Source organism: Pseudomonas sp. S12(2018), assembly GCF_024355235.1.
Taxonomy (GTDB): domain Bacteria; phylum Pseudomonadota; class Gammaproteobacteria; order Pseudomonadales; family Pseudomonadaceae; genus Aquipseudomonas; species Aquipseudomonas palmensis.
The window spans coordinates 637,763-657,724 of the sequence record NZ_QLAD01000002.1; the positions used below are offsets into that span (position 1 = coordinate 637,763).

Consider the following 19,962-nt stretch of genomic DNA (forward strand, 5'->3'; position numbering starts at 1 on the left):
AGAATTGCATCGCCACACTCATGCTTTGCCCCCGGCGCGCCGATAACGCCCAGACAGGCGACCCTCTTTGCGCTCGGAGCTCCCATGAAGTTCAAGTCGATCCAGTTTTCCGTGGCCGCGCTGGCCGGTGCCATCGTGCTGAGCATCGTTGCAGCACTGGTGCTATACGCAGTGTATTCCGGTGCCCGCACCCAGACGCTGGTGCACAACCGCACCCAGCAACAGTTCGAGGCAGTGATCGAGCAACGCCTGACGGCCCTGGCCCAGACCCAGGTCAGCCAGATCCAGCGCAGCCTCGAGGCGCCGCTGCTGATCGCCCGCGGCCTGGCCACCACCAATGCCCTGATCGGCATGCAGGATGCTGCCGGCAACCCGCAGCTCAAGCTCGAACGCGAACAGATGATCGCCCTGCTCAGGCAGACCGCCCTGGACAACCCGCTGTTGCTGGGCGTTTACGTGGGCTGGGAGCCCAATGCGCTGGACCACGACGATGCCCGCTATGCAGGCAGCACGCTGGTGGGCGTCAACCCGCAGAGCGGGCGCTTTCTGCCGTGGTGGTACCGTAACGACGACGGTAGCCTGACCCTCGACAAACTCCAGGATGTGGACGACCGTACCCTGCTGCCCACAGGCGTGCGCACCAGCGAGTACTACCTGTGTTCCAAGGAGACCGGCAAGGCCTGCGCCATCGACCCGGCCCCGTACCAGGTGGGCAACAAGACCGTGATGCTGGCCTCGTTCGTCGAGCCGATCATGGTCAACGGACAGTTCCAGGGCATCGCCGCCGCCGACCTGTCGCTGAACTTCATCCAGGACATGCTCAAGGCCGCCGACGCCCAGCTGTATGACGGTGCGGGCGAGATGGCGCTGCTGTCCAACAACGGACGCGTGGTGGCCTACACCAAGGATGCGAGCACGTTCGGCAAAAAAGCCAGCGATGTGCTGCAACCCGATGAAGTGGCGGTGCTCGGCAACCTGTCGGGCAAGGCGCTGCACTACGAAATCGACCATGCCAGCGGACAGATCGAGCTGTTCGTGCCATTTGCCGTGGGCAACACCGCCTCGCGCTGGACCTTGCTGCTGCAACTGCCGGTCAGCGCGGTGATGGCCGACCTTGACGCGCTGCAGCGCGAAATGAGCGCCCAGCGCAGCACCGACCTCACCGGCATGATCGTGGTCGGCCTGGGCATCGCCGGGCTTGGCCTGCTGGTGATCTGGCTGCTGGCCCACGGCATCGCCCGGCCGCTGCGCCAGATGGTCGGCATGCTGGACGACATCGCCCAGGGCGAAGGTGACCTGACCCGGCGCGTGAGCAGTGATCGCGCCGACGAACTGGGCGCCATCGCCCGTGGCTTCAATACATTCCTGAGCAAGCTGCAGGCAATGATCAGCCAGGTGGTGGTGTCGGTGCAGAAGGTCAGCGACTCGTCCGAGCACACCGCCGACATCGCCATTCGCACCAACCAGGGCGTGCACAAGCAGATGGCCGAGATCGACCTGGTGGCCACTGCGGTGCATGAAATGACCGCGACCGCCCAGGACGTGGCGCGCAATGCCACCCATGCGGCGCAAGCGGCCAGCAATGCCGACCAGGCCGCCAACCAGGGCCTGGAGATCGTGCGCAACACCTCCACCTCGATCAGCGCCCTGGCCGAGGAGATCGGCCGTGCGGTGGGTGTGGTACAGGCTCTGGCGCGCGACAGCGAGAACATCAACGCGATCCTGGTGGCGATTCGTGCAATTGCCGAACAGACCAACCTGCTGGCGCTCAACGCGGCCATCGAGGCGGCGCGAGCCGGTGAACAGGGACGCGGGTTTGCCGTGGTGGCCGATGAAGTGCGCAACCTGGCGCAGAAGACCCAGCAGGCTACCGAAGAGATCCAGCAGATGATCCAGCAGCTGCAGCAGGGCACGCGGGATGTGGTGCAGGTAATGGAGGACAGTCAGGGCAAGACCGAAGTCAGCGTGCAACAGGCGGCGCAGGCGGCCCAGGCTCTGGAGAGCATCACCCGGGCGGTGTCGGTGATCAACGACATGAACACCCAGATCGCCAGCGCGGCGGAGGAGCAGAGCGCAGTGGCCGAGGACATCAACCGCAACGTGATCAATATCGGTCAGGTGGCCAATGAAGTGGCTGGCGGGGCGGATGAGTCAAGCACGGCGAGCGCGGAGCTGACCAAGCTGGCGGAGCAGCAGCGCCGGTTGATCAATCAGTTTCGCGTCTGAGCCAGAAGCTTCGCCGGCAAGGCCGGCTCCTACAGGGGCATGCAGTGCCTGTAGGAGCCGGCCTTGCCGGCGAAGGGCTCACCACTTACGCCGGGGTCAGGCACTCCGGCGCATTCAACTTCGGATCATTCACCAGGTTCGCCAGCACCCGCTCGCGCAAGGCGGCCTGCGGGCCAGCGAGCAATTCCTGCAACTTCACCAGCGGCGTCTGCGGGTCCAGCCACGCGGCCTGCCCTGCCGCATCCAGAATCAGCGGCCGGCGCTGGTTGACCGCGGCCTGGGTCACCACCGCCGTGCTCAGCCACACCTGGTCCTGCACCGGGTAGGCCTCCCACACGCCGGCAAAGAACAGCGAAGACCCCTCGCCCGGCGTCAGCCAGTAAGGCCGCTTGCGCGCGGTGCCACGCCACTCGTAGAAGCCGTTGGCCGGCAGCAGGCAACGGCGCAGGCGAAACGCTTCGCGAAACATCGGTTGCTCGGCCAGGGTCTCGGCGCGCGCCTGGGCCGGGGTGCGCGACAGGTCGGTCAGCCACGCCGGGGTCAGCCCCCAGCGCGCCCGCGCCAGCTCCAGCTGGCCTTCGCGCTGACGCTGGATCAGCACCGAGGCGCCGGGCGAGATGTTCCATTGCGCCTGCTGGTCAGGTGGGAACCCGGGCAGCGCGGCAAACGCCGAAGACCAGCGAAACAGGGCGTAACGTCCACACATGAGCAAAACCTAGCAAATCAGTATTCCCGGAAGGCTCTCCGGCTCGTCGCCAGGAAGCGGCTGGGCGCCATTGTACGCGGCGATCAGCTGGCGTGCGTATTCGGCCTGCGCATCGGGCACCGCCAGGCCCAGCAGCCCCTGCATCGGCAGCTCGCCCACAGCGCCCATCAGGTCGCGCCCACTCAGGTGCGCCTGGATCCCTTCGCTGCGCAGCATGCCGATCAGAAGCTCGGCCTCCAGCAGACTTTCCGGCTCGTAGATACGCTGCATCACTCGTCCTCGCGCTTGACGTCCAGCATCCACTCCTCGCCATGCACCTGCAGCACGAACACGATCGGCCGGCAACAGACCTGGCAGTCCTCGATATAGACCTGGTCGCCACCGGACAGGTCAACGGTGGTTTCCACTTGCTCACCGCAGTAAGGACAATCATAGAAAGCAGATTCCACCATCGCAGTCTCCCAGGTGACTTGTGCGTATAATTGCCGGTCTATTTACAGGCCTTGCCGGTGTCTGAGCCGTTTTTCAGTCCGCAGCCCTACTATTACCCTAGCCGTTTCCAACAAGAGAGCATGATGGGCGAATTCGATGCCATCCGACCGTACAACGACGCCGAGGTGCCCGCCGTGCTGGCGCGCCTGCTCAGCGACCCGGCATTTCTGGATATCCTCACCCACTTTCGCTTCCCGCGCATGGCCGGGGCTTTCGGCTGGCTGCTCAAGCCGCTGATCGCTCGGCGCCTGCGCAAGGAATTTGCCGGGGTCAGTTGCGTATCGACCCTGCAGGACAAGGTCGAATACTACGTCGACCACACCATCGACCGCGCCACCGACGGGGTGACCTACACCGGTGTCGAGCAGTTCAAGTCCGGCAGTGCCTACCTGTTCCTGGCCAACCACCGCGACATCGTGATGGACCCGGCCTTCGTCAACTATGCGGTGTACCACGCCGGCCTGCCGACCCCGCGCATCGCGATCGGCGACAACCTGCTGCAAAAGCCGTTCGTCAGCGACATGATGCGCCTGAACAAGAGCTTCATCGTGCACCGCTCGATCACCGGGCGGCGCGAAAAGCTGGCGGCCTATCAGCTGCTGTCGGCCTACATCAACCACTCGATCCGCAACGACTGCGCCTCGATCTGGATCGCCCAGGCCGAGGGCCGCGCCAAGGATGGTGACGACCGCACCGATTCGGCGATCCTCAAGATGTTCCACATGAGCCGCAAGGACGAACCGTTCGGCGCGGTGATCCAGTCGCTGAACCTGAGCCCGGTGTCGATCAGCTACGAGTACGACCCGTGCGACCAGGCCAAGGCCCGCGAGCTGTACATACGCGCCACCACCGGCACCTACAGCAAGGCGCCTGGCGAGGATGACGTGAGCATCGCCCAGGGCATCACCGGCTACAAAGGCCGCGTGCACATCAACTTCGCCCCGCCGGTGAGCGAGTACTTCGAAGACACCAAGCAGCTGGCGGCGGAAATCGATCGGCAGATACTGGGTGGCTACCGGTTGTTCCCGGTGCATTACCTGGCGTATGCACAGTGGGCCGATGCCGACCCGCAGTTGCAGGTGCCCAGGGCCGCCGAGGTGTTCCCGGCCGATGAGCTGGCCCGAGCCCAGGCCGAGTGGCAGCGGCGCCTGGATGCCTGCCCGGTGGAACACCAGCCGTACCTGGTGCTGCAGTATGCGATGCCGGTGCGCAACCAGTACCGCGTCAAGGCGGGGTTGGCGCTCTAGACCGCGTCGCCCGTATCGCGGGTCAAGCCCGCTCCCACAGGGATATCACTGGCCTTGAGTACAGTGCAGAACATGTGGGAGCGGGCTTGACCCGCGATGGCTTCACCTCAGATCCAGGTACTGAACCACGACAGCAGCAGCGCCATCGCCAGGCACGAAAACCCCAGGATGTAGTAGAACCGGTTCACCCGCAGGTTCATCCCCTCCACCATCACCTCATCACGCGCCAGCCCCGCCAGCGCCTGCGCGCCACGACGCCGCGCCGCTTGCAACAGCAACCCGCCAGGGCAGGTAATCAACAAGGCCAGCACATTGATCAGCTTGGCCGGGTGGGCCGCCAGCAGCCCCCACATCACTTGCAACGACATCGCACAACCTCGATTAAAAACCAGACCTCGACACGCCGCGCATTCTACCCAAGCGCCAGCGGCTCTCTCGTACTTTGCGACCGATGACAATAAATCCGGCCGTCACACGTTCGTCATCCCGACAAGCCACTCTATTGCCCTTCAACACTCAGGGAGCTTGTCATGCTGCACGCCGAAAACCAGGACCGCCTCTATCTGATCGCCCCCAGCGATGAACAACAGGCCTTGATCGACGGCCTGGCGTTCAACGTCCAGGACCGCCAGTGGCTGGTGTACTGCGCACTTGGCGGGCATGCCCACCATGACCTGCCGGAGGTCGACCAGGGCACCGGCATCAGCCTGCTGGACTTCTACGTCGAAGCCGCCTGAGCAGGTCACGCCCACTAAAAAGCCCGATGCCTGCAACGAGGCATCGGGCTTTTTCGTTTGCCGTCAGCGGGTTTACTCGCCCAGTACCTGACCGACCGTCGGGTCCTTGAACAGGCGGGTCAGGGCGTCGCTGAGCACGTCACCCACCAGCTTGGTGTTGGTTTCCTGGTTGGGCGCCATGCCGAAGCGCTGGTCCAGCGAGGCGCCGTAGCGACCGCTGTAGCGGCGGTTGGCATTGGACACGTCGGCACGGAAGGTGGCGCCGATGGTGGCCTCGGTCACGTACAGGCCTTCCTTGGGCGACTGGTACTTCAGCTCGGCCAGGGTCACGGTCAGCTGCGGGGCGTTGTAGGCGTTCGCCGTGGGCGTGAAGCCCAGCAGGCGCACCGCTGCCTCGGCCTGGGCCTGCAGCTTGGGCACGATGTCATTGCCGTTCACGGTGATGGCGCTGGTTTCCGGGTACAGCCCGCCGCGGGTACCCAGGGTTTGCGAAGGACGACCATCGACCACCTTGACCACCACCGGCTGGCCACGACCCACGGGCGCGAGCTGGGCAGTGAGTTTGGGTTGCGGGCTGAGTTGTTGCGGGCTGTGGGCACAACCGACCAGGGTCAGGCTGGTGACAGCGATCAAACCGAACAACAAACGTTGCAACATGCTCATCTCTCCAGGAATAGCAGCAAAGGTCGCCAGTATAACCACCCGGGACCACCCCAGCCATCGGGGCCAGCCACTGTCACAATCGTTTCATCATCGACCGCGTAGACTGCCCACCTGCGCCGGTGAACGCTCTGTTCAGCCGCCTGCCCCCTGCAGGCCAGCCCGCCACGGCGTGGCCGGCGAAGCAAAGCGCAACAAAAGTCGTTAATAAAGATCGTTTCTGCCCGCGACCTCGTTATAATCTCCCCCCGATTATAAGGACGTCTCCTGATCGGGCCTCGCAGCACCGCCAATGCCATTGCATCGGCATCCCCGAATCGCCCACAGAGAGCCGCCCACACAGGTCTTGCCAAGCTGGTGTGCCCGCGTTCCTTCGGCGCTCTGCTCTGCCTGAACCTGCCGGGTTTGCCATCGTGCACACCCTTTTTGAGGTTCACGACTCCAAAAGAGCGTGAAAAAACGGTTTTCACAACTTCACGAGAGTGTGGCGAGCAATGAACAGTCTGGCATGTGTAAAAGCAGCAACTGCGTCCCTGAAAGCCCCAAACAGCTGGCAACAGCACTCATCTGCGATGGGTGACTAAGGCCGGTCCATAGCGCACGATGGACACCTTGACCATAAGTCGAATTGCCGCACGGGCGGTAAAATGCGTTCATAGGCAACGCAAAGCCCGGTTGGTGGTGTCCGCGGAAGTTGAAAAACCTGCGAAGTAGCGGACATGGAAATCCCGGCCAAGCCTGGGAGCCATGCTGTCAATTTGGTGCTGAAGATTTTTGGAGACGCGTTAATGGCGCAGAACGAAGCAGTCGATGTAGTACTGGTAGGGGCCGGCATCATGAGTGCCACCCTGGCCGTACTGCTCAAGGAACTCGACCCGGCGATGAAGCTGGAAGTCGTCGAGTTGATGGATTCGGGTGCCGCGGAAAGTTCCAACCCGTGGAACAACGCCGGGACCGGCCATGCCGGGCTGTGTGAGCTGAACTACACGCCGCAGGCCGCCGACGGCAGCATCGACATCAAGAAAGCGGTGCACATCAATACCCAGTTCGAGGTATCCCGGCAGTTCTGGGCCTACCTGAGCAAAAAGGGCGCCTTCAAGAACCCGCGTGCCTTCATCAACCCGATCCCGCACCTGAGCTACGTCGAAGGTGACAAGGGCGTCGCGTTCCTGAAAAAGCGGTTTGAATCGCTCAAGCCTCACCACGCCTTCGCCGAGATGGAATACACCGAAGACAAGGCGCTGATGAACGAGTGGATGCCGCTGATGATGCCGGGCCGCCCCGCCGACCAGCACATCGCCGCCACCCGCGTGATGAAAGGCACCGACGTCAACTTCGGCGCCCTGACCAACAAGCTGCTCAAGCACCTGGCCGACACCCCCGAGTCGCAGGTCAAGTACAGCAAGAAGGTCACCGGCCTGCGCCGTAACGGCAGCGGCTGGACCGTCACCATCAAGGACGTCAACAGCGGCAGCAGCCGCGACGTCGATGCCCGCTTCGTGTTCCTCGGCGCCGGTGGCGCGGCCCTGCCGCTGCTGCAGCTGTCGGGCATCGAGGAGAGCAAGGGCTTCGGCGGTTTCCCGGTCAGCGGCCAGTGGCTGCGCTGCGACAACCCCGAGGTGGTCAAGCGCCACCAGGCCAAGGTCTACAGCCAGGCCGCCGTGGGTTCGCCGCCGATGTCGGTACCGCACCTGGATACCCGCGTCGTCGACGGCAAGACCTCGCTGCTGTTCGGCCCGTACGCCGGCTTCACCACCAAGTTCCTCAAGCACGGCTCGTTCCTCGACCTGCCGCTGTCGGTGCGCCTGGGCAATATCGGGCCGATGCTGGCCGTGGCCCGCGACAACTTCGACCTGACCAAGTACCTGGTCAGCGAGGTGATGCAGTCGATGGAACAGCGCCTGGAATCGCTGCGTCGCTTCTACCCTGAAGCCAAGGCCGAAGACTGGCGCCTGGAAGTGGCCGGGCAACGGGTGCAGATCATCAAGAAAGACCCGAAAAAAGGCGGCATCCTGCAGTTCGGAACCGAACTGGTGGCGGCCAAGGACGGCTCGCTGGCCGCCCTGCTGGGCGCCTCGCCGGGTGCTTCGGTCACCGTGTCGATCATGCTGGAACTGATCGAACGCTGCTTCCCCGAGCAGGCCAAGGGCGCCTGGGCGGCCAAGCTCAACGAGATCTTCCCGGCACGGGAGAAAGTCCTGGCGACCGACGCTGCGCTGTACCACAAGATCAGCGCGCAGAACGACGAGGCCCTGGGCCTGGTCGAGAACCAGCCGACGCAAAGCTACGCGTAAGCGTGATGCATGAAAAAACGCCCCTCGGGGCGTTTTTTCATGGCTGCGATGTACTCACTTGCGGGCGCTGTCGATGATCTCGATGTACTCGGGCGCATTGCGCTGGTCGCCGATCACCTGGGCGAAGGTGTTGCCGTGCTCGTCCTTGCCGTCCACATCGTATCCGGCCTCGACGAAGAAGCCGACGAAACGTTCGAAGTCATCGATGCGCAGGCCGCGATAGGCCTTGATCAGTTTGTGGTGCGAGGGCGAGCTGGCATCGGCCGGTTCGAACTGGAGAAACGACTTGATGTAGTCGTCGCTGATCTCATCACCAATCACTTGCTTCTTGTCTTTACGCATTGCCGACTCCAACTGAACCATCACGGACATTTTTCACGGGCCGGCAGTTTACCCCCCGGCAGCGCTGTGGCTCAACGCGCGCGTAGGGTGCCGGTGTGCACATCGGCCCAGATATGACCGTTGGCATAGCTGAGGAACTGCACGTACAGGGTGTCGTTGCGCAGCAGGTCGAGAATCACCCGGTACTGGCTGGCGGGATAGTTGAGGGTCAGGGTGCGGCTCTTGGCGTCGAACGCCGGCTTGCGCAGGCTCTTGCCTTCGCCGTCGAAGCTGATCAGCACCTCGCTGATGGTGGCGCCCTTGTTCAGGGGCTTGCCCTTGAGGCGCATCAGCACCGGTGCCGTGACCGGTATCGGTTGCTGGTTGGACTGTCGCTGGTTGCCGACCACCACCGAATACTGGGTCACCTGCAGCAGTTGCTGGGCTTCGGGGGTTTCCTGGCGCAGGGTAAGGTCGTCGGGCGGCAGGAACTGGCTGTGCAGCGGCGCGGCGGCCAGGGGCAGGCTGGTCAGCAGCAGGAGGGCGAGGATGGCGCGCATGGCAGGCTCCTTGGGGGCGGCCTGGCACTCTAGCATGAGAAATGTACGAAGCTGATGGCCTCTTGTGGGAGCGGGCCTGACCCGCGATGCAGGCACCGCAAATAGCTGATCCCGCATCGACCCTTTCGCGGGCCAAGTCAGCTCCCACCCGGTTTTACATGCCCTTCACGGCATAGATACCCGCCGCATTGCGCCAGTAGCCCTTGTAGTCCATGCCGTAGCCGAACACATAGCGGTCAACGCAGCTCAAACCGCAATAGTCGGCCTTCAGGTCAGGGCTGGCCTTGCGGTCGTGGTCCTTGTCCACCAGCACCGCGCTGTACACCGCCTTGGCACCGGCATGCTTGCAGAAGTCGATGATGGCGCTGAGGGTGTGCCCTTCGTCGAGGATGTCGTCGATGATCAGCACTTCGCGATCGATGAACGACACTTCGGGCTTGGCCTTCCAGAACAGATCACCGCCGCTGGTCTGGTTGCGGTAGCGCGTGGCATGCAGGTAGGACGCCTCCAGCGGGAACTGCAAATGGGTCAGCAGCTTGCCGGAGAAGATCAGGCCACCGTTCATCACGCAGAACACCACCGGGTTGCGGTCGGCCAGGTCGGCGGTGATCTGCGCGCCCACACGGGCAATCGCCGCTTCGACTTCGGCTTCGCTGTGCAGGCAGTCTGCTTCACGCATGACTTGACGGATATGCTCGAGATCAGCGGACATGACGCTCTCCAGGGGGCTGCGGTTGAGAAAAGCGGGCAAAGGTACGCACCCTCACGCATCAGATCAAGCATTTATGGACTAACGTGCACAATGCCTATAGGACACCTGCGGCCGAATAGATTACTCTAGCGCGGTTTTTTTGCCCGCCCCCCGGAGCCTTTCCCTATGCCAACCCGTGAGATCCGCCATCCGCTGATCCGTCACAAGCTCGGCCTGATGCGCCGCGCCGATATCAGCACGAAGAATTTTCGCGAACTCGCCCAGGAAGTCGGCGCGCTCCTGACGTACGAGGCAACCAAGGATCTGCCGCTGGAAAGCTACGACATTCAAGGCTGGTGCGGCACCGTACAGGTCGAGAAGATCGCCGGCAAGAAGATCACCGTGGTGCCGATCCTGCGCGCCGGTATCGGCATGCTCGACGGCGTGCTCAGCCTGATCCCGGGCGCCAAGGTCAGCGCCGTGGGCGTTGCCCGCAACGAGGAAACCCTCGAAGCGCACACCTACCTGGAAAAACTGGTACCCGAGATCGACGAGCGCCTGGCCATGATCATCGACCCGATGCTGGCCACCGGCAGCTCCATGATCGCCACCATCGACCTGCTGAAGAAGGCCGGCTGCAAGGACATCCGCGCCATGGTGCTGGTGGCAGCGCCCGAAGGCATCGCGGCGGTCGAGGGTGCACACCCCGACGTGCACATCTACACCGCCTCGATCGATGAACGCCTGAACGAACACGGCTACATCATTCCCGGCCTGGGCGATGCAGGCGACAAGATCTTCGGCACCAAGCAGAAGGACACCTGAACATGCAGGACGAGTTCAACGACCCGCTCTGGCGCCAGGTCGTCTCCGGCGCGCAGATGCTCTTCGTGGCATTCGGCGCGCTGGTGCTGATGCCGCTGATTACCGGCCTCGACCCCAACGTTGCGCTGTTCACTGCGGGCCTGGGGACTCTGCTGTTCCAGGTGGTCACTGGCCGTCAGGTGCCGGTGTTCCTCGCCTCCAGTTTTGCCTTCATCACCCCCATCATTCTCGCCAAGGGCCAGTTCGGCCTGGCCGAGACCATGGGCGGGGTAATGGCGGCCGGGTTCGTCTACACCTTCCTGGGCCTGGCCGTGAAGATCAAGGGCACCGGCTTCATCGACCGCCTGCTGCCGCCGGTGGTGATCGGCCCGGTGATCATCTCGATCGGCCTGGCGATGGCGCCGATTGCCGCCAACATGGCCATGGGCAAGGCCGGTGACGGCGCCGAACTGCTGCCCTACAGCACCGCAATGATGATCTCGATGCCGGCGCTGCTCACCACCCTCATCGTGGCGGTGTTCGGCAAGGGCATCTTCCGCCTGGTGCCGATCATTGCCGGGGTGCTGGTGGGCTTTGGCCTGTCGTTCTACTTCGGTGTGGTCGACACCGCCAAGATCGCCGCCGCCCCCTGGCTGGCCCTGCCGCACTTTACCGCGCCGGCCTTCAACTGGCAGGCGATCCTGTTCATCGTACCGGTGGCCCTGGCCCCGGCGATCGAGCATATCGGCGGCGTGATTGCAGTGGGCAGCGTGACCGGTCGCGACTACCTGAAAAAGCCCGGCCTGCACCGTACCCTGCTGGGTGACGGCATCGCCACCACCACCGCCGGCCTGTTCGGCGGCCCGCCCAACACCACCTACGCCGAAGTGACCGGCGCGGTGATGCTGACCAAGAACTACAACCCCAAGATCATGACCTGGGCGGCGGTGTTCGCCATCAGCCTGGCCTTCGTCGGCAAGTTCGGCGCGTTGCTGCAGAGCATTCCGGTGCCGGTGATGGGCGGCATCCTGTGCCTGCTGTTCGGCTCGATCGCGGCAGTGGGCATGAACACCATGATCCGCCACAAGATCGACCTGAGCGAAGCACGCAACCTGGTGATCGTCTCGGTGACCCTGGTGTTCGGGATTGGCGGTGTGCTGGTCGGCACCGGTACCGGCCCGGACGACTGGGGCCTGAAGGGTATCGCTTTGTGCGCCGTGGTGGCCATTGCGCTCAACCTGCTGCTGCCGGGCAATGACGGCTGGAAGAACAAGGTGCTGGACGACCATTTGCCTTGATCTGAAACGCTTCGCCGGCAAGGCCGGCTCCTACAGGGGTTCGCGCAAACCTGTAGGAGCCGGCCTTGCCGGCGAACGCTGCACTACCTAACCCGCCTGCTCACACAACTGCGTAAGCGCCTCCACCCACTGCGGGTGATCATTCAGGCACGGCACCAGCACCAGCTCTTGCCCGCCCGCCTCGACAAACTGCTCGCGCCCGCGATCGCCGATTTCTTCCAGCGTCTCGATGCAGTCGGCCACGAACGCCGGGCACATCACCAGCAGCTTCTTGACGCCTGCCTTGCCCAGCTCGTCCAGGCGCGCCTCGGTGTAGGGTTCGATCCACTTGGCCCGGCCCAGCCGCGACTGGAACGACACCGACCATTGGCCCTCGGCCAGGCCCATCTTCTGCGCGAACAACTGTGCTGAACGCAGGCACTGCGCGCGATAACACACCGCCAGCACCTCGGGCGAAGCGTTGCGACAGCAGTCGGCATTCTGGAAACAATGCGAACCGGTAGGGTCGAGTTTCTTCAGGTGCCGCTCGGGCAAACCGTGAAAGCTCAGCAGCAGGTGATCGAAGCCCTGCTCCAGGTACGGCCTGGCACTGGCCACCAGCGCGTCGATGTACAGCGGCTGGTCATAGAACGGACGCAGCACCGGCATCTGCAATGCCAGCTTGTGCTCGGCCACCACGGCCTTGGCCTGCTCGATTACGGTGGTCACGGTGCTGTCGGCAAACTGCGGGTACAACGGCGCCAGGGTCACCTTGGTGACGCCCTGGCCGGCCAGACGCTGCAACACCGTGGACAGCGAAGGCTCGCCATAGCGCATGGCGATTTCCACAGGCCCGTGGGCCCAGTGCGCGCCCATGGCCTGCTGCAGGCGCCGGGTCAGCACCACCAGCGGCGAGCCTTCCTCCCACCAGATGGAAGCATAGGCGTGGGCCGACTGCTCCGGACGCTTGATCAGGATCAGCGAGACCAGCAGGCGACGCACCGGCCACGGCAGGTCGATCACATACGGGTCCATCAGAAACTGGTTGAGGTAACGACGCACGTCGGCGACGGAAGTGGAAGCCGGTGAACCCAGGTTGACCAGCAGCAGAGCATGATCGGTCATGCAACATCCTTTTCAGAGGCGCGCGGACAAGTCATCCAGCGCCGATTGCACATCGTTGTAACGGAACGTGAAGCCTGCCGCCAGCAAGCGCACCGGGCGCGCCCGCTGGCCACCCAGCAGCAATACCGACAGTTCGCCGAGCCCGGCGCGCAGCACCAGCGCCGGCAACGGCATGAACGCCGGGCGGTGCAGCGCGCGCCCCAGGCGTCGGGCAAACTCGCGGTTGCGCACCGGCTCCGGCGCGCAGGCATTATAAGGACCGCTGGCATCCTCGCGCTGCAACAGAAAATCAATCAGGGCGATTTGGTCGTCCAGATGGACCCACGGCATCCACTGGCGACCACTGCCAATCGGCCCGCCCAGCCCGAGCTTGAACGGCAGGCGCAGGCGCGACAAAAAGCCGCCCTCGGCCGCCAGCACCAGCCCGGTACGCACCAGCACCACCCGCATGCCCAGGGCCTCGGCGCGCAGCGCGGTTTCTTCCCAGGCAATGCACAGCTGGCTGGCAAAGTCCTCCTTGACCGGCTGCGACAGCTCGGTCAGCTCGCGCTCACCACCATCGCCATACCACCCCACCGCCGACCCCGAGATCAGCACCGCAGGGCGCTGCTGCCGGCCTTGCAGCCAGGCAATCAACTGCTCGGTGAGGGTAATACGGCTAGCCCATAGCAGCGCGCGTCGGTGCGACGTCCAGGGGCGATCGGCAATCGGCGCACCGGCCAGGTTGACCACGGCGTCCACCGGCTCCTCGCCCAGTTCGTCGAGCCGGGCAATGCCGCGCACCCCTGCCCCGCACACCTGAGCGACCTGCGCCGGACGCCGGCTCCACACCGTCAGGCGGTAACCCTTGTCCAGCCAGAAGCGGCAAAGGTGTCTGCCGATCAGGCCCGTACCACCGGTCAGCAATATATGCATGGCTGTGTCCTCACATGGCGCGCGCTGGTCTATTTTTAAGTTCAAGGCACTTTTTTGACCGAACGCTCTCGGATAAACATAGGCCAACCTGCAACGTCGAGCGGAATCATCTTATACAAGCTGGAGATATTGTACAGGCTTGTCGGGCAGCGTAGGCTGTTTCCAAAAGGTTCGAAGAGGCCATCATGACTGTTCCTATCGCAATCATCGGTGCCGGCATCGCCGGCCTGTCCGCCGCCCAGGCCCTGCAGAAGGCCGGGCACACCGTGCACCTGTTCGACAAGGGCCACGGCAGTGGCGGACGCATGGCCAGCAAACGCAGCGAAGCCGGCGCCCTGGACCTGGGCGCGCAGTACTTCACGGCCCGCGACCGACGTTTCGTCGAACAGGTCCAGGCCTGGCAGGCCAAGGGCTGGGCGGCCGAATGGAAGCCGCAACTGTACAACTACCGCGAAGGTCAGCTGACCCCCTCGCCGGATGAGCAGATCCGCTGGGTGGGTGTACCGCGCATGAGCGCCATCACCCGCGGCCTGCTCAAGGATGTCACCGTCAACTTCAATTGCCGCATTGCCGAGGTGTTCCGCGGCAAGCAGTACTGGCACCTGCAGGACACCGAGGGCGGCAGCCACGGGCCGTTCAGTCGCGTCATCATTGCGGTGCCGGCGCCCCAGGCCACGCAGCTGCTCAGCGCCACCACCAAGCTGGCCGGCATGGCCGCCAGCGTGCAGATGGAGCCCACCTGGGCCATTGCGCTGGGCTTCGATACGCCCCTGGACACCCCCATGCAGGGCTGCTTCGTGCAGGGCTGCGACCTCGACTGGCTGGCGCGCAACCGCAGCAAGCCCGGGCGTGACGAAAAACTCGACACCTGGGTTCTGCACGCCACCGCCAGCTGGAGCAAGCAACACATCGACCTGTCGCGCGAGGCCGTGATCGAGCACCTGCTGGGCAACTTCGCCGAACTGGTGGGCTGCGCCGTGCCGGCCCCCACCTTCACCCTGGCCCATCGCTGGTTGTATGCCCGCCCGAGCAGCAGCCATGAATGGGGCGCGCTGGCCGATGCCGACCTGGGCCTGTACGCCTGCGGCGACTGGTGCATGTCGGGGCGCGTCGAGGGCGCATGGCTCAGCGGCCAGGAAGCGGCGCGGCGCCTGCTCGAACACCTGGAATGACCCCTGCACCGGCTGAAGCTGTACAGAACATTTGACTTGTACAACGCGTTATCTATGATGAGCGAAGCTGTACATAATTTTGTTTCTGTACAAATTTCAGTCGAGAGCGACCATGGCGGCCACCAGACCAAAGATTGCCATCAGTGCATGCCTGACCGGCGAAGAGGTCCGCTACAACGGCGGGCACAAGGCCTCGCGCCTGTGCAATGAAGTGCTGGCCGAGCACTTCGACTTCATCGGCATCTGCCCCGAGGTTGCCATCGGCCTGGGCACACCTCGCCAGGCCATCCGCCTGACCGGTGACCCGGCCAACCCCAGGGCCGTGGGCAGCCGCGATGCCAGCCTGGACGTCAGCCAGGCACTGGATGCCTACGGCGCAGAAATGGCCGGGCAACTGACCGACATCTGCGGCTACATCTTCATGCAGAAATCGCCATCCTGCGGCCTGGAACGGGTCAAGGTGTACCAGGCCAACGGCTACCCGGCCACCGAAGGCGGTCGCGGCCTGTATGCCGCACGGTTCTGCGCCCAGCGCCCCGACCTGCCGGTCGAAGAGGATGGCCGGCTGTGCGATCCGGTACTGCGGGAAAACTTCATCACCCGCGTGTATGCCTACGCCGACTGGCAGCAACTGCTGGCAGGCGGGCTCAGTCGGCATGCCCTCATCGCCTTCCACTCGCGTTACAAGTACCAGTTGATGGCGCACAACCCCCAGCAGTACAAGGTGCTCGGCAAGTTGCTGGGCAGCATGCAGCGCCAGGACGACCCCACCCAGATCGGCCCACGGTATTTCAGCCAGCTGATGAGCGCCCTGAGCCGCTGCGCCAGTCGCGGCACCCACGGCAACGTGCTGATGCACCTGAGCGGCTACCTGCGCCGGTTTCTCGACCCCCGCGACAAACAGGAAATCCGCGCCCTGATCGAGCAGTACCAGGCCGGCATCGTCCCGCTGGTGGTGCCGCTGACCCTGCTCAAGCACCACCTGCGCCGCCACCCCGACCCCTACCTCATGCAGCAGGTCTATCTGCAACCGCACCCGGAAAACCTGAGCCTGCGCAATGCCATCTGAAGACGACCTGCTGCCCATTCGTGAAGTCACCCGCCTGACCGGGGTCAACCCCGTGACCCTGCGCGCGTGGGAGCGCCGCTACGGGCTGATCGTGCCGCAGCGCACCGGCAAGGGTCACCGGCTCTACAGCGCCGCACACGTGCAGCGCATCCAGCAGATTCTGCAATGGCTCAACCGCGGAATCGCGGTGGGCCAGGTCAAGCCGCTGCTCGACACCTCCCCAGCAATGCAACCCGCACCCGGCAACGACGACTGGCACACCCTGCGCCTGCAACTGGTCGACTGCATCGCGCAACTGGCCGAACGCCGACTCGACCAGCTGTTCAACCAGGCCATGGCCCTCTACCCCGCCGCCACCCTGTGCGAGCAACTGTTGCTGCCGTTGCTGCAAGAACTCGACACCCGCTGGCACGGGCACTTTGCCGCCCGCATGGAGCAGGTGTTCTTCCATACCTGGCTGCGCAGCAAACTTGGCGTGCGGGTGTATCACAACAACCGTCAGCTGAACGCCCCGCCCGCCCTGCTGGTCAACGCCTCGGCCCTGCCATTCGACCCGCAGCTGTGGCTGTGCGCCTGGCTGCTCAGTGATGCCGGCTGCGCGGTCGAGGTATTCGACTGGCCGCTGCCACCTCGAGAGTTGGCGTTTGCCGTGCAGCAGCTCAAACCCTGTGCGTTGGTGATGTGCCTGAACGCGGCGCTCGATCCGCGTGAACTGCAGCGCAGCCTCAATGCGATCGATCTGCCGACCCTGCTGCTGGGCAGCATGGCCGCGCTCTACAAGGAGCATGCCGAGGCGGCGGGCCTGCAGGCAGGCAACGTGCATCTGCCGTCCTCTGTGGTGGCGCTGCCCGCCCTGTTGCTGGGCCTGCTGGCCACCTGACGTCTCCCCCACATTCACAGGATTTCGTATGCAACTGATCTGGCTGCGCAACGACTTGCGCGTTCACGACAACACTGCGCTGGCCGCTGCCTGCTCGCGCGGCCCCACCCTGGCGGTGTGGCTGGTAAGCCCCGGGCAGTGGCTCGCCCACGACGACGCCCCGTGCAAGGTGGACTTCTGGCTGCGCAACCTGCACAGCCTGCGCCAGTCACTGGACGCCCTGAACATCCCCCTGCTGATTGTGCATGCCGACCAGTGGGCCGATGCGCCTCGGGTGCTGCTCGCGCTGTGCAGGCAACATGCGGTCAGTGCCGTGCACCTGAACGAGGAATACGGGGTACACGAACAACGTCGCGATCAGGCCGTGCAGCAGGCATTGCGCCAGGCCGACATCCAGGTGCACAGCTACCTGGACCAGTTGCTGTTCAAGCCCGGCAGCATCCTGACCCGCAGCGGCGGTTACTTCCAGGTGTTCAGCCAGTTTCGCAAGGTGTGCTACGAACGCCTTCACCTGGGGCTTCCCTCACGGGTATCGGCGCCGGCAGCCCAGGCCCGGCTGGCCATTGCCAGCGACACCGTCCCCACCCAGGTGGCCGGCTTCGAGACGCCGCCCGACGCGTTGCGCACGCTGTGGCCGGCAGGCGAGGATGAAGCCGCGCGCCGCCTGGCGCGCTTTGTCGACGAGGCCATCGAGGATTATCCGGTACAGCGCGACCTTCCTGCCGTGCCTGGCACCAGCCAGCTGTCGGCCTACCTCGCCGCCGGGGTGATCTCCCCCCGCCAGTGCCTGCATGCCGCCTTGGCCTGCAACTTCGGCGAATTCGACAGCGGGAATGCCGGCGCCATCACCTGGATCAACGAACTGCTGTGGCGCGAGTTCTACAAGCACATTCTGGTGGGCTACCCGCAGGTTTCCCGCCACCGTGCCTTCAGGTCACATACCGAAGCCCTGCCCTGGCGCAACGCGCCACAGGACCTGCTGGCCTGGCAACAGGGCTGCACCGGCATCCCTATCGTGGATGCGGCCATGCGCCAGTTGCTCGCCACAGGCTGGATGCACAATCGCCTGCGCATGGTCACGGCCATGTTTCTGACCAAGAACCTACTGATCGACTGGCGTGAAGGCGAACGCTTCTTCATGCGCCACCTGATCGACGGCGACCTGGCCGCCAACAACGGCGGCTGGCAGTGGAGCGCCTCGACCGGTACCGACGCCGTGCCCTACTTTCGGATCTTCAATCCGGTGAGCCAGTCGCAACGCTTCGACCCTGCAGGGCGATTTCTGAAGCACTGGCTGCCTGAACGCGGCAACCTGGACCACAAGGCCGTCCATTTACCCAATGTCCAGAACGATTTGTTTGCAATAGATGTCTATCCTCATGCAATTGTAGACTTAAGTTCTAGTCGCCAACGCGCACTGGATGCGTTCAAACACTTACCTAAACGCAACGATTGAGGAAAGGATCTTGAGCAGTGATCGACCTCGGCGCATCTGGATTACCGGTGCCAGCAACGGACTTGGGCATGCCTTGGCAGAGGCGCTGCTTGAACAGGGCTGCAAGGTGGCGCTCAGTGTTCGCAATCGCGACGATGCACACCCCCTTGAGACCGACTATCCCGGTAGGGTCCTTGTGCTTGCCGGCGACCTGCACCAGTTGCCGCAGGCCAGGCGCGCCTGCGCCACCCTGACCGAGCAATGGCAGGCCATCGACGGCCTGATCGTCAACGCCGGCACCTGCGACTACCTGCCGTTGCCGATTACCCAGACACTGCTGCAGGACGTGGTGCGAAGCAACCTGGCCGCCGCCTCGCACTGCCTCGAAGGCGCGCTCCCCCTTCTGGACAAGGGGCGCGCCCCGCAGGTGGTGGGGATTCTCAGTGCGTACTCTGCCCTGCAGCTGGGCGAGCCCGGCCAGCCGCGGCGCCCTGCCAACAGCATCGCGTCACTGTTCGAAGACGCCCGCCCCCTGCTGGTCGCACACGGCATCGACCTGACCATCGTGGCCCCTCAGACACCTGCACAGGCCATGAACACACCCACTGCCATCCCGGATGAGTGGGACGCCAGTTCGGCTGCCAGCGCCATCCTGCAACGCCTGGGCGAACGCCCGCAGCAGTTGACCCTGCAGGCGCTGGCGGTCAATGAGCTGTGGCCGCTGCCAAAATGAAAAAAGGCCCTGACGCAAGTCAGGGCCTTTTTCGTGGTGCAGGGTACCGGCCGACCGTCAGAGCGGCATGCGGTAGTGCAGCGAATAGCTTTCCACGCCATCGTTGGGGCTTTGCAGGCCCGCGTTCGAATAGTGGATGGCGCGCACGCCTACCTCGTGTCCGCCCGCGAAGCGCAAGCCGAACCCGATGCGGTCTTCGAACTGGAACGACGAGCCGAGCTTGTTGGTTTCAAGCTTGGTGCTGGAGAAGGCCGCTACACCGATACCCGCCTCGATGTAGGGTTTGACCGACTCACCGGCGAACTCGTAGACGAACACGGGCGCGAACGAGAGGCTGTGGTTGCTGGAAGTCTTGTCGCCGTCCCAGTAGGTGTAGGCACCGTCCCAGTAGCCGGTCACGCGGCCGACGCTGGTCTGCCACCAGCTGGCGTCCCAGTTGGACTGCAGCCCAAGGCGATAGACCATGGTCGAGTCACCGGTCTGCCCTACGGAAAACGAGGCGTCAGCGGCGTTTGCGGTGAAAGAGTGCCCCAGGGTAACGGCTGCAATCGCAGCCAAGCAAAGCAGTTTCTTCATGAGAAACGTCCCTTTTCCTAAATGCTGTTGTGGTTTTGTGTC

22 protein-coding genes are annotated in these 19,962 nt (G+C 64.1%); 11 read left to right on the top strand and 11 right to left on the bottom strand.

Features of this window, described 5'->3' with window-relative positions:
- Positions 1 to 84: 84 nt before the first annotated feature.
- On the top strand, positions 85 to 2,226 hold the full coding sequence (locus tag DN388_RS06760; RefSeq protein ID WP_254997878.1) for a methyl-accepting chemotaxis protein: 2,142 nt from the start codon (positions 85 to 87) through the stop codon (positions 2,224 to 2,226).
- Positions 2,227 to 2,311: 85 nt separating this feature from the next.
- Here DN388_RS06760 and DN388_RS06765 read toward each other — a convergent pair whose 3' ends face one another.
- From DN388_RS06765 to DN388_RS06775, 3 genes are read right to left on the bottom strand one after another with little or no spacing between them, the layout of a single operon-like run.
- The gene (locus tag DN388_RS06765; RefSeq protein ID WP_043864354.1) at positions 2,312 to 2,932 is read right to left on the bottom strand and encodes an SOS response-associated peptidase; all 621 of its coding nucleotides are present in this window, start codon (positions 2,930 to 2,932) and stop codon (positions 2,312 to 2,314) included.
- Between the two features lie 9 nt (positions 2,933 to 2,941).
- Positions 2,942 to 3,202, bottom strand: a complete 261-nt coding sequence (locus tag DN388_RS06770; RefSeq protein WP_043864353.1) for a DUF2007 domain-containing protein — start codon at positions 3,200 to 3,202, stop codon at positions 2,942 to 2,944.
- Positions 3,202 to 3,384 (bottom strand): CPXCG motif-containing cysteine-rich protein, encoded by a 183-nt coding sequence (locus DN388_RS06775; RefSeq protein ID WP_043864352.1) that lies wholly within the window; start codon positions 3,382 to 3,384, stop codon positions 3,202 to 3,204. The genes DN388_RS06770 and DN388_RS06775 overlap by 1 nt, the downstream gene beginning before the upstream one ends.
- A gap of 123 nt (positions 3,385 to 3,507) precedes the next feature.
- Here DN388_RS06775 and DN388_RS06780 point away from each other — a divergent pair, with 123 nt between their 5' ends.
- Positions 3,508 to 4,671, top strand: a complete 1,164-nt coding sequence (locus tag DN388_RS06780; RefSeq protein WP_043864351.1) for a 1-acyl-sn-glycerol-3-phosphate acyltransferase — start codon at positions 3,508 to 3,510, stop codon at positions 4,669 to 4,671.
- A 107-nt stretch (positions 4,672 to 4,778) separates the two neighbouring features.
- On the opposite strand, the gene DN388_RS06785 is transcribed toward DN388_RS06780, so the two are convergent.
- Positions 4,779 to 5,039 (bottom strand): hypothetical protein, encoded by a 261-nt coding sequence (locus DN388_RS06785; RefSeq protein ID WP_054916233.1) that lies wholly within the window; start codon positions 5,037 to 5,039, stop codon positions 4,779 to 4,781.
- Between the two features lie 162 nt (positions 5,040 to 5,201).
- Here DN388_RS06785 and DN388_RS06790 point away from each other — a divergent pair, with 162 nt between their 5' ends.
- A complete protein-coding gene (locus DN388_RS06790) occupies positions 5,202 to 5,408 on the top strand; it encodes a hypothetical protein (RefSeq protein ID WP_043864349.1) in 207 nt (68 codons plus the stop codon).
- Between the two features lie 72 nt (positions 5,409 to 5,480).
- On the opposite strand, the gene DN388_RS06795 is transcribed toward DN388_RS06790, so the two are convergent.
- Positions 5,481 to 6,065, bottom strand: coding sequence for a YajG family lipoprotein (locus DN388_RS06795; RefSeq protein WP_043864348.1), 585 nt, complete (start codon positions 6,063 to 6,065; stop codon positions 5,481 to 5,483).
- Between the two features lie 791 nt (positions 6,066 to 6,856).
- Between DN388_RS06795 and mqo the strand changes: the two genes are divergently transcribed.
- Positions 6,857 to 8,362 (top strand): malate dehydrogenase (quinone), encoded by a 1,506-nt coding sequence (mqo, locus tag DN388_RS06800; protein WP_043864347.1) that lies wholly within the window; start codon positions 6,857 to 6,859, stop codon positions 8,360 to 8,362.
- Positions 8,363 to 8,416: 54 nt separating this feature from the next.
- Here the strand turns inward: mqo and DN388_RS06805 are convergent, their stop codons facing one another.
- The 3 genes from DN388_RS06805 to DN388_RS06815 form a co-directional block, all read right to left on the bottom strand.
- Positions 8,417 to 8,704, bottom strand: coding sequence for a PA4642 family protein (locus tag DN388_RS06805; protein ID WP_054916234.1), 288 nt, complete (start codon positions 8,702 to 8,704; stop codon positions 8,417 to 8,419).
- A 71-nt stretch (positions 8,705 to 8,775) separates the two neighbouring features.
- Positions 8,776 to 9,243 carry a hypothetical protein gene (locus DN388_RS06810; protein WP_054916235.1) on the bottom strand — a complete coding sequence of 156 codons (468 nt, stop codon included), beginning with the start codon at positions 9,241 to 9,243 and terminating at the stop codon, positions 8,776 to 8,778.
- 154 nt (positions 9,244 to 9,397) lie between these two features.
- Positions 9,398 to 9,955: a hypoxanthine-guanine phosphoribosyltransferase gene (locus DN388_RS06815; RefSeq protein WP_043864344.1), complete on the bottom strand. Its 558-nt coding sequence runs from the start codon at positions 9,953 to 9,955 to the stop codon at positions 9,398 to 9,400.
- Between the two features lie 165 nt (positions 9,956 to 10,120).
- On the opposite strand from DN388_RS06815, the gene upp reads away from it, so the two are divergent.
- Both upp and DN388_RS06825 read left to right on the top strand, forming a co-directional pair.
- Entirely contained in the window at positions 10,121 to 10,759 is a 639-nt protein-coding gene (gene upp / locus DN388_RS06820) for a uracil phosphoribosyltransferase (RefSeq protein ID WP_054916236.1), read from the top strand.
- A gap of 2 nt (positions 10,760 to 10,761) precedes the next feature.
- Entirely contained in the window at positions 10,762 to 12,036 is a 1,275-nt protein-coding gene (locus DN388_RS06825) for a uracil-xanthine permease family protein (RefSeq protein WP_043864342.1), read from the top strand.
- An 87-nt stretch (positions 12,037 to 12,123) separates the two neighbouring features.
- On the opposite strand, the gene hemH is transcribed toward DN388_RS06825, so the two are convergent.
- Together hemH and DN388_RS06835 are read right to left on the bottom strand one after the other, a co-directional pair.
- Positions 12,124 to 13,140, bottom strand: a complete 1,017-nt coding sequence (gene hemH / locus DN388_RS06830; RefSeq protein ID WP_043864341.1) for a ferrochelatase — start codon at positions 13,138 to 13,140, stop codon at positions 12,124 to 12,126.
- 12 nt (positions 13,141 to 13,152) lie between these two features.
- Entirely contained in the window at positions 13,153 to 14,055 is a 903-nt protein-coding gene (locus tag DN388_RS06835) for a TIGR01777 family oxidoreductase (RefSeq protein WP_043864340.1), read from the bottom strand.
- 185 nt (positions 14,056 to 14,240) lie between these two features.
- Between DN388_RS06835 and DN388_RS06840 the strand changes: the two genes are divergently transcribed.
- From DN388_RS06840 to DN388_RS06860, 5 genes are all read left to right on the top strand, one after another.
- Positions 14,241 to 15,227: an NAD(P)/FAD-dependent oxidoreductase gene (locus DN388_RS06840; RefSeq protein WP_043864339.1), complete on the top strand. Its 987-nt coding sequence runs from the start codon at positions 14,241 to 14,243 to the stop codon at positions 15,225 to 15,227.
- A gap of 112 nt (positions 15,228 to 15,339) precedes the next feature.
- A complete protein-coding gene (locus tag DN388_RS06845; protein WP_054916238.1) occupies positions 15,340 to 16,296 on the top strand; it encodes a DUF523 and DUF1722 domain-containing protein in 957 nt (318 codons plus the stop codon).
- Positions 16,286 to 17,176, top strand: a complete 891-nt coding sequence (locus DN388_RS06850; protein ID WP_254997913.1) for a MerR family transcriptional regulator — start codon at positions 16,286 to 16,288, stop codon at positions 17,174 to 17,176. The genes DN388_RS06845 and DN388_RS06850 overlap by 11 nt, the downstream gene beginning before the upstream one ends.
- A 28-nt stretch (positions 17,177 to 17,204) precedes the next feature.
- A complete protein-coding gene (gene phrB / locus DN388_RS06855; protein WP_123752285.1) occupies positions 17,205 to 18,632 on the top strand; it encodes a deoxyribodipyrimidine photo-lyase in 1,428 nt (475 codons plus the stop codon).
- A 10-nt stretch (positions 18,633 to 18,642) separates the two neighbouring features.
- The gene (locus tag DN388_RS06860; RefSeq protein ID WP_160296671.1) at positions 18,643 to 19,344 is read left to right on the top strand and encodes an SDR family oxidoreductase; all 702 of its coding nucleotides are present in this window, start codon (positions 18,643 to 18,645) and stop codon (positions 19,342 to 19,344) included.
- Positions 19,345 to 19,401: 57 nt separating this feature from the next.
- On the opposite strand, the gene DN388_RS06865 is transcribed toward DN388_RS06860, so the two are convergent.
- Complete coding sequence (locus tag DN388_RS06865; RefSeq protein WP_043864335.1) at positions 19,402 to 19,920, bottom strand: acyloxyacyl hydrolase; 519 nt, start codon at positions 19,918 to 19,920, stop codon at positions 19,402 to 19,404.
- Positions 19,921 to 19,962: the final 42 nt, after the last annotated feature.